The organism is Enterobacter sp. 725m/11 (assembly GCF_011683705.1).
Taxonomy (GTDB): Bacteria; Pseudomonadota; Gammaproteobacteria; order Enterobacterales; family Enterobacteriaceae; genus Enterobacter; species Enterobacter bugandensis.
In genome coordinates this window covers 1-13,969 of sequence record NZ_JAAQOK010000077.1, presented here as the reverse complement: position 1 = coordinate 13,969, position 13,969 = coordinate 1, and the positions used below count along the sequence as shown (strand labels likewise).

The window sequence follows — 13,969 nt, the reverse complement described above, 5'->3', positions numbered from 1 at the left end:
CCTCTTGTCGCGTGGGCTCGGAGATGTGTATAAGAGCCAGGCTACGTGGCGCGTTTCGAGGCGAACGGTAAGGCGCGTGTGGGTGTCGAGGCGGTGCGTCCTGACCATCCGCTGGCGGCCCTGCTGCCGTGCGATAATGTCTTCGCCATTGAAAGCCGCTGGTACCGCGATAACCCGCTGGTGATCCGCGGCCCGGGCGCGGGGCGCGATGTCACCGCTGGGGCTATCCAGTCCGATATTAACCGTCTGGCTAAGCTGCTGTAAAAAGTGAATTTCCCTCTCCCTGTGGGAGAGGGTTAGGGTGAGGGCATCAGACCGCGCTCACCCTCATCATGAACTCCCTTCATCTTCCCTGAGCAAACCTCACCGTTATTGTGATTATTTCTGTTGACGTCACGCCGCTTTTCCGTCATTTTTACATCTGGACGTCTAAACGTATAGAAGTTCACAACACAACAGACAATGACACGCGAAAGATAGAGGTAAGGTATGAGCTTTTTTCACGCCAACCAGCGGGAAGCACTGAATCAGAGCCTGGCCGAAGTAAACGGCCAGATTAACGTCTCTTTTGAATTTTTCCCGCCGCGCACCAGTGAAATGGAGCAAACCCTGTGGAACTCTATCGATCGCCTGAGCAGCCTGAAGCCGAAGTTTGTCTCCGTGACCTACGGCGCCAACTCCGGCGAGCGCGACCGCACGCACAGCATTATTAAAGGCATCAAAGATCGTACCGGTCTGGAAGCAGCGCCGCATCTGACCTGTATTGACGCCACCCGCGATGAGCTGCGCGCCATTGCCCAGGACTACTGGAACAACGGGATTCGCCATATCGTTGCCCTGCGTGGCGATCTGCCGCCGGGAAGCGGCAAGCCGGACATGTACGCTACCGATCTGGTCGCGCTGCTGAAAGACGTTGCTGATTTTGATATCTCCGTGGCCGCCTACCCTGAAGTCCACCCGGAAGCGAAAAGCGCCCAGGCGGATTTGCTTAACCTGAAGCGTAAGGTGGAGGCCGGTGCCAACCGCGCCATCACCCAGTTCTTCTTTGACGTGGAAAGCTATCTGCGCTTCCGCGACCGCTGCGTCTCGGCAGGTATCGACGTCGAAATTATCCCGGGCATTCTGCCAGTCTCTAACTTCAAACAGGCGAAGAAGTTCGCCGATATGACCAACGTTCGCATTCCGCTGTGGATGTCCAAAATGTACGAAGGGCTGGACGATGACGCGGAAACCCGCAAGCTGGTGGGGGCCAATATCGCGATGGACATGGTGAAGATCTTAAGCCGCGAAGGGGTGAAAGACTTCCACTTCTACACGCTTAACCGCGCGGAGATGAGCTACGCCATTTGTCATACGCTGGGCGTTCGTCCGGCGTAATCAGCAAAAAGCCCTCATAAAGTGAGGGCTTTTTAATCATATAAAAAGTTAAAAGGTATTAACTATCGAATCTGTGGATTAATTCAACTATATCTTATTGCTAGTGGTGTATATCGTAACGGTATCACTGTAAAGGGAGCATAGCGATGAGCACGTCAGACGAGACCAATAACGCGGCATCCGCCGGCAAATGTCCGTTCCATCAGGGCGGCGTCGATCACAGCGCGGGCGCAGGTACCGGCAGCAAAGAGTGGTGGCCTAAACAACTCCGCATCGATCTTCTAAATCAACATTCCAACCGTTCGAACCCTCTGGGTGAAGACTTCGACTACCGCAAAGAATTCAGCAAGCTCGACTATTCCGCCCTCAAGGGCGATCTCAAAGCCCTGTTAACCGATTCTCAACCCTGGTGGCCTGCCGACTGGGGCAGCTACGCGGGTCTGTTTATTCGCATGGCCTGGCACGGTGCCGGTACTTACCGCTCCGTTGACGGACGCGGCGGCGCCGGACGCGGCCAACAGCGCTTTGCGCCGCTGAACTCCTGGCCTGATAACGTCAGCCTGGATAAAGCGCGCCGCCTGCTGTGGCCAATCAAGCAAAAATACGGACAAAAAATCTCCTGGGCCGACCTGTTTATCCTCGCGGGTAACGTGGCGCTGGAGAACTCCGGCTTCCGCACCTTTGGTTTTGGCGCCGGTCGTGAAGACGTCTGGGAACCGGATCTGGACGTGAACTGGGGTGATGAAAAAGCCTGGCTGACCCACCGTGACCCGGAAGCACTGGCGAAGCGCCCGCTGGCGGCCACCGAAATGGGGCTGATTTACGTGAACCCGGAAGGGCCAAACGCCAGCGGTGAACCGCTGTCTGCGGCTGCGGCAATCCGCGCTACATTTGGCAACATGGGTATGAACGACGAAGAGACCGTCGCGCTGATTGCCGGCGGCCATACGCTCGGTAAAACCCACGGCGCGGGTGAAGCCACGCACGTAGGTACCGATCCGGAAGCCTCGCCGATTGAAGCGCAGGGCTTAGGCTGGGCCAGCACGCACGGCACCGGTATTGGCGCTGACGCCATCACCTCCGGGCTGGAAGTCATCTGGTCGCAAACTCCGACCCAGTGGAGCAACTACTTCTTCGAGAACCTGTTCAAATACGAATGGGTGCAGACCCGCAGCCCGGCAGGCGCGATTCAGTTTGAAGCCGTGGATGCGCCGGAAATCATGCCAGACCCGTTTGACCCGTCGAAAAAACGTAAGCCAACCATGCTGGTCACCGACCTGACGCTGCGTTTCGACCCGGAATTCGAGAAAATTTCCCGTCGCTTCCTGAACGATCCGCAGGCCTTTAACGAAGCCTTCGCGCGCGCGTGGTTCAAACTGACCCACCGTGATATGGGGCCAAAAGCGCGGTACATCGGCCCGGAAGTGCCGAAAGAAGATCTGATTTGGCAGGATCCGCTGCCTCAGCCGGTGTTCCATCCGACGCAGGAAGACATTGAAAGCCTGAAAGCGGAAATCGCGGCCTCTGGCCTCTCCGTGAGCGAGCTGGTTTCCGTGGCTTGGGCGTCTGCATCGACCTTCCGCGGTGGCGACAAGCGCGGCGGCGCCAACGGCGCGCGTCTGGCGCTGGCGCCTCAGCGCGACTGGGATGTGAACGCTGCGGCGGTACGTGCGTTACCGGCTCTGGAAGCAATTCAGCGCACCACCAATAAAGCCTCCCTGGCGGATATCATCGTGCTGGCGGGCGTTGTGGGCGTTGAGCAGGCGGCGAAAGCCGCGGGCGTTTACGTCAACGTGCCGTTCACGCCGGGCCGTGTGGATGCGCGTCAGGATCAGACGGATATCGAGATGTTTAACCTGCTCGAACCGATTGCCGACGGCTTCCGCAACTACCGTGCGCAGGTGGATGTGTCCACGACGGAATCATTGCTGATTGATAAGGCCCAACAGCTGACCCTGACCGCACCTGAGCTGACGGTGCTGATCGGTGGCCTGCGCGTGCTGGGCACGAACTTTGATGGCAGTAAGAACGGCGTGTTCACCAACCGCGAAGGCGTGCTGAGCAACGACTTCTTCGTGAACCTGCTGGATATGAATACCCAGTGGAAAGCGACCGACGATTCAAACGAGCTGTTTGCCGGTAGCGATCGCGCCAGCGGTGAAGTGAAATACACCGCGACCCGCGCCGACCTGGTCTTCGGTTCTAACGCCGTCCTGCGCGCGCTGGCCGAGGTTTACGCCAGCAGCGATGCGCACGAGAAGTTTGTCCGTGACTTCGTTGCCGCATGGGCGAAGGTGATGGATTTGGATCGGTTTGACGTGAAGTAGCCATTGTGCCGGGTGGCGGCTACGCCTTACCCGGCCTACAAATTAAAGTGCCATGTAGGCCGGGTAAGCGCAGCGCCACCCGGCTTTTTTATTACTCCCACTCCTGCAGGAATCGCTGTCCATACTGGTCTGCCACCAGCAGCGCCGCATACACCTGATCCGGCGTGACGCCCCCCGGCATGTTGTGGATCGTTTCTCCTTCCGCACAAGAGGCTTCGGCAATCAGACGCATTTTGGCCGGAATATCCTCTTTGATGTTCAGCTGTGCCAGGGTGATCGGCAGCCCTACGCTGTGGCAAAGCGCCGCGACGGTCTCAATTTCTTCTACCGGCGCGTTTTCCAGCACCAGCTGCGTCAGCGTACCAAACGCCACTTTTTCCCCATGATAGAAGTGATGCGCGTCCGGCACCGCCGTCATGCCGTTATGAATAGCGTGTGCAGCCGCCAGCCCGCCACTTTCAAAGCCGACGCCGCTGAGATAGGTGTTGGCTTCGATAATGCGTTCCAGCGCAGGCGTTACCACATGCTGTTCCGCCGCCAGCATCGCTTTTTCACCCTCTTCAACCAGCGTGTTGTAGCACAGCTCGGCGAGCGCTAATGCCGCCTGTGTGCATTTACCCCCGGCCATGGTGGTCGCGCCGCTGCGCGAGCAGGCGCGTGCTTCAAACCAGGTCGCCAGCGCGTCGCCAATCCCGGCGGCCAGCAGACGTGCAGGCGCACCTGCTACCACTTTCGTATCCACAATGACCATATTAGGGTTGTGCGGCAGCATCAGGTAGCGATCGAACTCGCCGCTGTCGGTGTAAATAACGGAAAGGGCGCTGCACGGCGCGTCGGTGGAAGCGATAGTCGGCGCAATGGCGACCGGCACGTCCATAAAGTGAGCCAGCGCTTTCGCGGTATCAAGCGTTTTACCGCCACCAATCCCCAGTACTGCCAGGCAGTCGGCGCTGTCGGCCAACTTTTTCAGGCGATCGATTTCATTTTGCGAACATTCGCCGCCAAACGGCGCGATTTCGGCATACAGTTCGGCTTTTTTAAAACTCTGACGCAGGGTCTCTTCGGCAAAACCCAGCACAAACTTATCGCCGACGATCAGCCAGCGGTTTGCCAGGGGTTTCAGATAGTCGCCGAGACGGGTCAGCACATCCGCGCCCTGGATATATTTCCTCGGCGATTGAATGATACGGTCCATAACAGTTCTCCCTTAGAGATTGAGGTCACCAAACGCGTTTTTCCAGTCCTGCTCGAACTTTTCTATGGCCGACTCTACCGCTGGGGTACCGAGCATTTGTTGCGCTACGTCTAAGGGGATCGTGATTGCCTCGCATCCGGCCAGCAGGCAGTCCAGCGCCTGACGCGGTGTTTTAAAGCTGGCAGCCAGCACCATGCTTTCCGGCGCATGCAGTTCAAGCAGGGACTGCAGCTCCTGTACCATGCCAATACCGTCGCCGCCCTGTGCGTCGACGCGGTTGACGTACGGCGCAACGTATTTCGCGCCTGCCAGCGCGGCCAGTAAACCCTGAGCGGCGCTGTAAACGGCGGTGCCCAGCGTGGTAATACCCTCTCTTTTCAGCCCTTTAATGGCGATAAGCCCCTGCGCGGTGACCGGAATTTTCACCACAATACCGGGGATGGCGTTACTCAGGCGTTTGGCCTCCGCCACCATGCCTTCGGCGTCGCGGCTCATGGTTTGAGCAAACAGCGTACCGTTCGGCCCGACGGCTTGTTGCAGCCGCGGCAGCACGTCCCAGATGGATTCACGGCTGGCGGCAATGATGCTTGGATTTGTGGTGACGCCCGCTATGGGAAAAATGCGCGCCAGGCGCTCAACTTCCGCCACGTTGGCGGTATCCAGGTAGAGTTCCATTATTTTTCCTTAAGTCAGAAAGGTTGAATAAAGGATAAGGCCCGGCTGAGTGCGGCGGATACAGGTCAATTTTGCCAAATACTGGACAAATGTAATGTCCTTAGCGAAGTGCGATAGCGATCACAATGCTATTTTTTGGCGATAAGCTGGCTGTGATACTGGCGACGATATTCGGAAGGGGAACGCTCGGTGTGCTTGCGAAAGAGGCGACAAAAGTAGTTGCTGTCAGGAAATCCGCAGCGTGCGGCAATATCTTTAATTTTGAGATCGTAGCCTTTCAGCAGCTGGCGTGCATGTTCCAGCCGCGTTTGCGTCAGATACTCGTTGAACCCCACGTGGCCGATCTTCTGAAAGAGATGGGAAAGGTAGTTCGGCGAGATGTAGAACGCCTGTGCCACGGATTCGCGCGTTAACGAAGAGGCGTAATTTTCTTCGATATAGCTACGAATGGCTTCGAATAGCGCCCGGCTGCGGTTAGCGGTGTGGATGTCACTGCCAAGCAGATCCCGGCAGTGGCTGAGCAAGCTTAATACCACCAGCATGGCTGTGTCTTGCTCGTCTGGCTGCATCTGTAATTCGGTGAGCGCTTGCAGAAGAAAAGCACCCGTTCGCGGGCCACGCCGGGGAACCTGCAACTGCTGCAAAAGCGCGTTGTCACGCTGTAAATCGAGAGTCAGCTGCTGCTTACCGAAATGTATGCTCAGGGCGTTAGACGGTGGAAGCGTGATGTGTCCAAAGGATGAAAATATCGCCTCACAGGGGGGAGCAAGGGTAATGACGAGGCAGGGAGATGTTCGGGGATGCTGTTCAGCCAGCGCTGAGAAATGAATCTGGCCCAGCGGTAACGTACGGTTCACCAGGTCAGCCAAAATTCGGGTGATATCGGAATACATGAGAAGACTACCGAAACCTGCCGGGCGGCGCTAAAAACGCCTGCCCGGCATAAAGCATTACCCAGTGTTACGCATACCCGCCGCAACGCCCGCAATCGTCACCATCAGCGCCTGTTCAACGCGAGGATCCGGCTCTTTACCTTCCTCTTCCGCCAGACGGGAACGGTGCAGCAGTTCAGCCTGTAAAACGTTCAGCGGGTCGGTGTAGATGTTACGCAGCTGGATTGACTCGGCAATCCACGGCAGGTCCGCCATCAGGTGCGAGTCGTTGGCGATGTCCAGCACCACTTTAATGTCGCCTTCCAGCAGTTCGCGCAGTTCTTTACCCAACGCCCACAGCTCTGGTTTCACCAGCCGCTGGTCGTAGTATTCCGCCAGCCACAGGTCGGCCTTCGAGAAGACCATCTCCAGCATGCCCAGACGGGTAGAGAAGAAGGGCCAGTCGCGGCACATGGTTTCCAGTTCGTTCTGTTTGCCGTCTTCCACCACTTTTTGCAGCGCGGCACCGGCACCCAGCCAGGCGGGCAGCATCAGGCGGTTCTGCGTCCAGGCGAAGATCCATGGAATGGCGCGCAGGGATTCAACGCCACCGGTCGGGCGACGCTTTGCAGGACGTGAACCCAGTGGCAGTTTACCCAGCTCCTGTTCAGGCGTGGCCGAGCGGAAGTAAGGGACAAAATCTTTGTTTTCACGCACGTAGCCGCGGTACAGATCGCAGGAGATGTCTGACAGCTCGTCCATGATGCGGCACCAGGATTCTTTTGGCTCCGGCGGTGGCAGCAGGTTCGCTTCCAGGATCGCGCTGGTATAGAGCGACAGGCTGCTGATGGTCACTTCCGGCAGGCCGTACTTGAAGCGGATCATCTCGCCCTGCTCGGTCACGCGCAGGCCGCCTTTCAGGCTTCCCGGCGGTTGAGAGAGCAGCGCTGCGTGAGCAGGCGCGCCACCGCGGCCAATGGAGCCTCCGCGACCGTGGAACAGGGTCAGCTCAATACCGGCTTTCTCGCAGGTTTTGATCAGCGCATCCTGAGCCTGATACTGCGCCCAGGACGCCGCCATCACGCCCGCATCTTTCGCGGAGTCGGAATAGCCAATCATTACCATCTGCTTGCCCTGAATAAAGCCGCGATACCAGTCGATGTTAAGCAGCTGGGTCATGACGTCGTTGGCGTTGTTCAGGTCCTCAAGGGTCTCAAACAGCGGGGCGACTGGCAGGGCGTAGTCGATGCCCGCTTCTTTCAGCAGAAGATGAACGCCCAGCACGTCGGACGGGGTTTTCGCCATGGAGATCACGTAGGCGGCCACCGATCCTTTCGGCGCATCGACGATCGCTTTACAGGTGTTGAGCACCTCGCGGGTGTCGTTGCTTGGCTCCCAGTTGCGCGGCAGCAGAGGACGCTTGGAGTTCAGCTCGCGGATCAGGAACGCCTGCTTGTCGGCTTCTGACCAGCTTTCATAGTCACCGATGCCGAGATAGCGGGTCAGCTCGCCCAGGGCTTCAGTATGGCGGGTACTTTCCTGACGGACGTCGATACGCACCAGCGGTACGCCGAAACACTTCACGCGGCGCAGGGTATCAAGCAGTTCGCCGTTGGCGATGATGCCCATGCCACAGGCCTGGAGTGATTTATAGCAGGCGTATAGCGGCTCCCAGAGCTGTTCGTTCTGGCTCAGCAGACCTTCCGGCTTCGGCAGGCGCTGGCCTTTAAGGCGCGCTTCCAGCCACGCCTGGGTGGCCATCAGCTGACCGCGCAGCTTTTTCATCAGGAAACGGTATGGCTCGCTGGCACCTTCTTCACCGGCCAGCGCGCGCAGTTCCGGCGTCGCTTCAACCATCGACAGCTCGGAGATCAGCACCTGAATATCCTTCAGGAACAGGTCGGTCGCTTTCCAGCGGCTCAGCAGCAGGACGTGACGGGTGATTTCCGCGGTCACGTTCGGGTTGCCGTCGCGGTCACCGCCCATCCAGGAGGTGAAGCGCACCGGCACAAAGTCTACCGGCAGGCGGTAGCCCAGGTTCGCTTCCAGCTGTTCGTTCAGCTCGCGCAGGTAGTTCGGTACCCCTTCCCACAGGCTGTTTTCCACCACCGCAAAGCCCCATTTGGCTTCGTCGACCGGGCTTGGGCGATGCTTACGAATTTCATCGGTGTGCCAGGACTGGGCAATTAGCTGGCGCAGACGGCGCATCAACTGGTTGCGCTCGTAGTCGGCAATGTCTTTGTTATCCAGCTGCTTCAGGCAGCTGTTTACTTCCACCATCTTGTGGATCAGCGTACGACGGGTGATTTCGGTTGGGTGTGCGGTCAGCACCAGCTCCAGCGAAAGGGACTCCACCGCTTTTTTGATGGTGGCTTCGTTGAGGTCTGGCTGGTCTTTCAGTTTACGAAGGGTGCGGGCAATGACTTCCGGGTTGCTGGCCGCTTCGCCATTTGGCGAAATGCTGTGGTATTGCTCAGCGGTGTTTGCCAGGTTCAGGAACTGGCTGAAGGCGCGGGCAACGGGCAGCAGCTCATCGTTAGAGAGGTTCTGCAAGGTGGTGAGCAGCTCCTGACGACTGGCCTCGTTACCGGCACGGGAAGATTTAGACAGCTTGCGGATGGTTTCAACGCGGTCGAGGATGTTCTCCCCTAATGCGTCTTTGATGGTATCTCCAAGCACTTTGCCGAGCATGCTGACATTACTACGCAACGCGGAATATTGTTCGTTCATAAAAACCCAGTCACCCCATCATTTTTGTTTATGCCCAGGCGAAAATCTTCTGGACATTATTTTGTCATCTCCCTTTATAAAGCCACGTAAAACCCCCGTCGTCAATTGCTGCGAAAACGGTTCAGCAAACGAATAAATGCGGGCAATTTACGAAATTTAATTCGCATTGCGTCAGATAAGAGATGCTTATGGAAATGTGACGGTGATCATGCGATTTGTTGCCCTCACCCTAACCCTCTCCCACGAGGAGAGGGGACTTTTCGGTGCGGTTTTAATGCCAGCAGAAGTGATGCACAACCTGGGTAATTAGCTCGCGGGTGGGCTTGATGAAGCGGGTTTCCAGATATTCATCCGGCTGGTGGGCCTGATTAATGGAGCCAGGGCCGAGGACCAGCGTCGGGCAAAGCGTTTGAATAAAAGGCGCTTCGGTGCAGTAGTTCACCACGTCGGTTTTCTCGCCGAGCAGTTTTTCCACCACCTGAACCAGCTGATGGTCTGGCGGGCATTCGTAGCCCGGGATTGGCGGATGCAGTTCGGAGACTGTCAGGCGTCCCGGCCAGCGCTCGCTCACCGGGGCCAGCGCTTCATTCAGCAGGCCATCCAGATCGCTCAGCGTCATGCCCGGCAGCGGACGGATATCCATATGCAGTTCGCAGCAGGCGCAGATGCGGTTGGACGCATCGCCGCCGTGCAGGCTACCGAGGTTCAGCGTCGGATACGGCACGGTGAATGCCTCGTAGTGATACCGCTCTTTCAAATCGTCGCGCAGGGTCATAATGCGGCCGATGGCGTCGTGCATCAGCTCAATGGCGTTCACGCCGCGCGCCGGATCGCTGGAGTGACCGGACTGGCCCAGCACGCGCACCGCGGTAGAAATATGGCCTTTGTGCGCGCGGATCGGCTGCAGAGAAGTCGGTTCACCGATGATCGCGCAGTCCGGACGAATCGACGTGTTTTCAGAGAAATAACGTGCGCCCGCCATGCTGGTCTCTTCATCGGCGGTTGCCAGAATGTAGAGCGGTTTTTTCAGCTTCGTCACGTCCACGTCACGCAGCGCGTCGAGGATAAAGGCGAAGAAGCCTTTCATGTCGGCGGTGCCCAGACCGTAGAGTTTGTTGTCATGCTCGGTCAGGGTGAACGGATCGCGCGTCCAGCGGCCATCGTCAAACGGTACGGTGTCGGTATGGCCGGCCAGCAGCAGGCCGCCCGCGCCGGTTCCGGTGCTGGCGAGCAGGTTAAATTTGTGGCGGGTTCCGGGGACGGGCTGAACCTCAACGTTAAACCCAAGATCGCTAAACCAACCCGCCAGCAGATTGATTAAAGACTCATTGCTCTGATCCAGCGCTTCTTCGGTCGCACTGATGGACGGTGTGGCAATCAGGGCGCGGTAGATCTCGATAAATGGCGGTAAGTTCATTTTCATTGTTGACACACCTTAGGTCGTGATAGTATCAATATTCATGCAATAAATGTGAATAAAAATACATTAACGTTGAGCATAAAGGAACCCGATGTTGAATACGCTGATTGTAGGCGCTAGCGGTTATGCGGGCGCAGAGCTTGTAAGCTACGTAAATCGCCACCCTCATATGACCATAACCGCTTTGACCGTGTCAGCGCAAAGCAATGATGCAGGAAAGTTAATTTCCGATTTGCATCCGCAGCTTAAGGGCATGGTCGATCTGCCGCTGCAGCCGATGTCTGACATCAGCGGGTTCACCGATGGCGTTGACGTGGTGTTTTTAGCCACCGCGCATGAGGTCAGCCACGACCTGGCGCCGCAGTTCCTGGCGGCCGGCTGCGTGGTGTTTGACCTCTCCGGCGCGTTCCGCGTTAACGACGGCGCGTTCTACGAAAAATATTACGGCTTCACTCATCAGCATCCGGATCTGCTTGAAAAAGCGGTGTACGGCCTGGCGGAGTGGAGTGCGGATAAACTGAAAGAAGCGGACCTGATTGCCGTTCCGGGCTGCTACCCGACGGCGGCGCAGCTCTCCCTGAAGCCGCTGATCGACGCCGGTCTGCTGGATCTGAGCCAGTGGCCGGTGATCAACGCCACCAGCGGCGTGAGCGGTGCGGGGCGCAAGGCCGCTATCTCCAACAGCTTCTGCGAAGTGAGCCTTCAGCCGTATGGCGTGTTTAATCACCGCCATCATCCTGAAATCACCACCCATCTGGGCGCGGACGTCATTTTTACCCCGCACCTGGGCAGCTTCCCGCGCGGGATCCTCGAAACCATCACCTGTCGCCTGAAGTCGGGCGTGACGAAAGAGCAGGTGAGCGAGGCTTTCACGCAGGCGTATGCGGATAAACCGCTGGTGCGTCTGTACGACAAAGGCGTGCCGGCGCTCAAAAACGTGGTTGGCCTGCCGTTCTGCGATATCGGCTTTGCCGTACAGGGCGAGCATCTGATTGTGGTCGCCGCAGAAGATAACTTACTCAAAGGCGCTGCCGCACAGGCAATGCAGTGTGCAAATATTCGTTTCGGCTTCCCTGAAACGCAGGCTCTTATTTAAGGTGTGATGATGAACCCATTAATTATCAAACTCGGTGGTGTGCTGCTGGACAGCGAAGAAGCGCTGGAGCGCCTGTTTACCGCGCTGGTGAACTATCGCGAATCGCACCAGCGTCCGCTGGTGATTGTGCACGGCGGCGGCTGCGTGGTGGATGAGCTGATGAAAGCGCTGAATCTGCCGGTGAAAAAGAAAAATGGCCTGCGCGTCACGCCTGCTGACCAGATTGACATCATTACCGGCGCGCTGGCGGGCACGGCGAACAAAACGCTGCTGGCATGGGCGAAGAAACACCATATTGCGTCCGTTGGCCTCTACCTGGGCGACGGTGACAGCGTAAAAGTGACCCAGCTCGACGAAGAGCTCGGCCATGTTGGACTGGCGCAGCCAGGTTCGCCTAAGCTGATTAACACCCTGCTGGAAGGCGGTTTCCTGCCGGTGGTGAGCTCTATCGGCGTGACCGAAGAGGGCGAGCTGATGAACGTTAACGCGGACCAGGCGGCAACCGCGCTGGCGGCCACGCTGGGCGCAGACCTGATCCTGCTCTCCGACGTGAGCGGCATTCTTGACGGTAAAGGCCAGCGCATAGCGGAAATGACCGCCGCCAAAGCCGAGCAGCTGATCGCTCAGGGCATTATTACCGACGGCATGATCGTCAAAGTGAACGCCGCGCTGGATGCGGCGCGCACGCTGGGCCGCCCGGTGGATATCGCCTCCTGGCGTCACGCGGAGCAGCTCCCGGCGCTGTTTAACGGCACGCCGATTGGCACGCGTATTTTAGCGTAAGTTTTTAGTGAATGACCGTAGGCCGGGTAAGCGAAGCGCCACCCGGCGGAACTAACGAATAAAGGAACGATGTTATGGCACTTTGGGGTGGGCGTTTTACACAGGCAGCGGATCAGCGGTTCAAACAGTTCAACGACTCTTTGCGCTTCGACTACCGCCTGGCCGAACAGGATATTGTCGGCTCTGTGGCCTGGTCCAAAGCGCTGGTGACCGTTGGCGTACTGACCGCAGACGAACAGCAGCAGCTGGAAGAGGCGCTGAATAACCTGCTGGAAGAGGTGCGTCTGGATCCGCAGCAAATCCTGCAGAGCGATGCCGAAGATATTCACAGCTGGGTGGAAGGCAAGCTGATCGACAAAGTCGGCCAGCTGGGTAAAAAGCTGCACACCGGCCGTAGCCGTAACGACCAGGTCGCCACCGACCTGAAGCTGTGGTGTAAAGAGACCGTTGGCGAACTGCTGGCAGCCAACCGTCAGCTTCAAAGTGCGCTGGTAGAGACCGCGCAGAACAATCAGGACGCGGTGATGCCGGGTTATACCCACCTGCAGCGCGCGCAGCCGGTGACCTTTGCGCACTGGTGTCTGGCCTACGTTGAGATGCTGGCGCGTGACGAAAGCCGTCTGCAGGATACCCTGAAGCGTCTGGACGTCAGCCCGCTGGGCAGCGGCGCGCTGGCCGGTACGGCGTATGAAATCGACCGCGAGCAGCTGGCAGGATGGCTGGGCTTTGCCTCCGCCACCCGCAACAGCCTGGACAGCGTCTCTGACCGTGACCACGTGCTGGAGCTGCTCTCCAATGCCTCTATCGGGATGGTGCATCTTTCGCGCTTTGCCGAAGACCTGATCTTCTTTAACTCCGGTGAAGCGGGCTTCGTTGAGCTGTCTGACCGCGTGACCTCAGGCTCATCCCTGATGCCGCAGAAGAAAAACCCGGACGCGCTGGAACTGATCCGCGGCAAGTGCGGTCGCGTGCAGGGCGCGCTGACCGGCATGATGATGACCCTGAAAGGGCTGCCGCTGGCGTATAACAAAGATATGCAGGAAGACAAGGAAGGGCTGTTCGACGCGCTCGACACCTGGCTGGACTGTCTGCACATGGGCGCGCTGGTGCTGGACGGCATTCAGGTGAAACGTCCGCGCTGCCAGGAAGCGGCGCAGCAGGGCTATGCCAACTCTACCGAACTGGCGGACTACCTTGTCGCGAAGGGCGTACCGTTCCGTGAAGCGCACCATATTGTGGGCGAAGCGGTAGTGGAAGCGATTCGTCAGGGTAAAGCCCTTGAAGAGCTGGCGCTTGCCGACCTGCAAAAATTCAGCGCGGCGATCGGGGAGGATGTGTACCCGATTCTGGCGCTGCAGTCCTGCCTGGATAAACGTGCGGCGAAAGGCGGCGTGTCGCCGAAGCAGGTGGCGCAGGCAATTGCGGATGCGAAAAACCGCCTGATTTGAACCGTGCGGGCTGGTGCCCTCACCCCGGCCCTCTCCCACCGGGAGC

General features: G+C 58.1%; 10 protein-coding genes and 1 pseudogene. 6 read left to right on the top strand and 5 right to left on the bottom strand.

Going from position 1 to position 13,969, the window contains the following annotated elements:
* Positions 1-42: 42 nt before the first annotated feature.
* The 3 genes and pseudogenes from HBA26_RS21700 to katG form a co-directional block, all read left to right on the top strand.
* A pseudogene (locus HBA26_RS21700) lies at positions 43-264 on the top strand (hypothetical protein); the annotation flags it as partial.
* Between the two features lie 225 nt (positions 265-489).
* Positions 490-1,377 carry a methylenetetrahydrofolate reductase gene (gene metF / locus HBA26_RS21695; RefSeq protein WP_126346092.1) on the top strand — a complete coding sequence of 296 codons (888 nt, stop codon included), beginning with the start codon at positions 490-492 and terminating at the stop codon, positions 1,375-1,377.
* Between the two features lie 146 nt (positions 1,378-1,523).
* Positions 1,524-3,704, top strand: coding sequence for a catalase/peroxidase HPI (katG, locus tag HBA26_RS21690; protein ID WP_028014834.1), 2,181 nt, complete (start codon positions 1,524-1,526; stop codon positions 3,702-3,704).
* Between the two features lie 91 nt (positions 3,705-3,795).
* Here the strand turns inward: katG and HBA26_RS21685 are convergent, their stop codons facing one another.
* From HBA26_RS21685 to argE, 5 genes are all read right to left on the bottom strand, one after another.
* The gene (locus HBA26_RS21685) at positions 3,796-4,899 is read right to left on the bottom strand and encodes a glycerol dehydrogenase (protein WP_126346091.1); all 1,104 of its coding nucleotides are present in this window, start codon (positions 4,897-4,899) and stop codon (positions 3,796-3,798) included.
* 12 nt (positions 4,900-4,911) lie between these two features.
* Positions 4,912-5,574 carry a fructose-6-phosphate aldolase gene (gene fsa / locus HBA26_RS21680; protein WP_166721044.1) on the bottom strand — a complete coding sequence of 221 codons (663 nt, stop codon included), beginning with the start codon at positions 5,572-5,574 and terminating at the stop codon, positions 4,912-4,914.
* A gap of 128 nt (positions 5,575-5,702) precedes the next feature.
* A complete protein-coding gene (locus HBA26_RS21675; protein WP_126346089.1) occupies positions 5,703-6,467 on the bottom strand; it encodes an AraC family transcriptional regulator in 765 nt (254 codons plus the stop codon).
* Between the two features lie 57 nt (positions 6,468-6,524).
* The gene (gene ppc, locus HBA26_RS21670) at positions 6,525-9,176 is read right to left on the bottom strand and encodes a phosphoenolpyruvate carboxylase (protein ID WP_126346088.1); all 2,652 of its coding nucleotides are present in this window, start codon (positions 9,174-9,176) and stop codon (positions 6,525-6,527) included.
* Between the two features lie 271 nt (positions 9,177-9,447).
* Positions 9,448-10,599, bottom strand: a complete 1,152-nt coding sequence (gene argE / locus HBA26_RS21665) for an acetylornithine deacetylase (RefSeq protein ID WP_028014830.1) — start codon at positions 10,597-10,599, stop codon at positions 9,448-9,450.
* 88 nt (positions 10,600-10,687) lie between these two features.
* Between argE and argC the strand changes: the two genes are divergently transcribed.
* The 3 genes from argC (at position 10,688) to argH (ending at position 13,923) form a co-directional block, all read left to right on the top strand.
* Complete coding sequence (gene argC / locus HBA26_RS21660; protein WP_126346087.1) at positions 10,688-11,692, top strand: N-acetyl-gamma-glutamyl-phosphate reductase; 1,005 nt, start codon at positions 10,688-10,690, stop codon at positions 11,690-11,692.
* A gap of 6 nt (positions 11,693-11,698) precedes the next feature.
* Positions 11,699-12,475 (top strand): acetylglutamate kinase, encoded by a 777-nt coding sequence (argB, locus tag HBA26_RS21655; RefSeq protein ID WP_126346086.1) that lies wholly within the window; start codon positions 11,699-11,701, stop codon positions 12,473-12,475.
* Positions 12,476-12,549: 74 nt separating this feature from the next.
* Positions 12,550-13,923 (top strand): argininosuccinate lyase, encoded by a 1,374-nt coding sequence (gene argH / locus HBA26_RS21650; RefSeq protein ID WP_047366806.1) that lies wholly within the window; start codon positions 12,550-12,552, stop codon positions 13,921-13,923.
* The last annotated feature ends 46 nt before the right edge of the window (positions 13,924-13,969 follow it).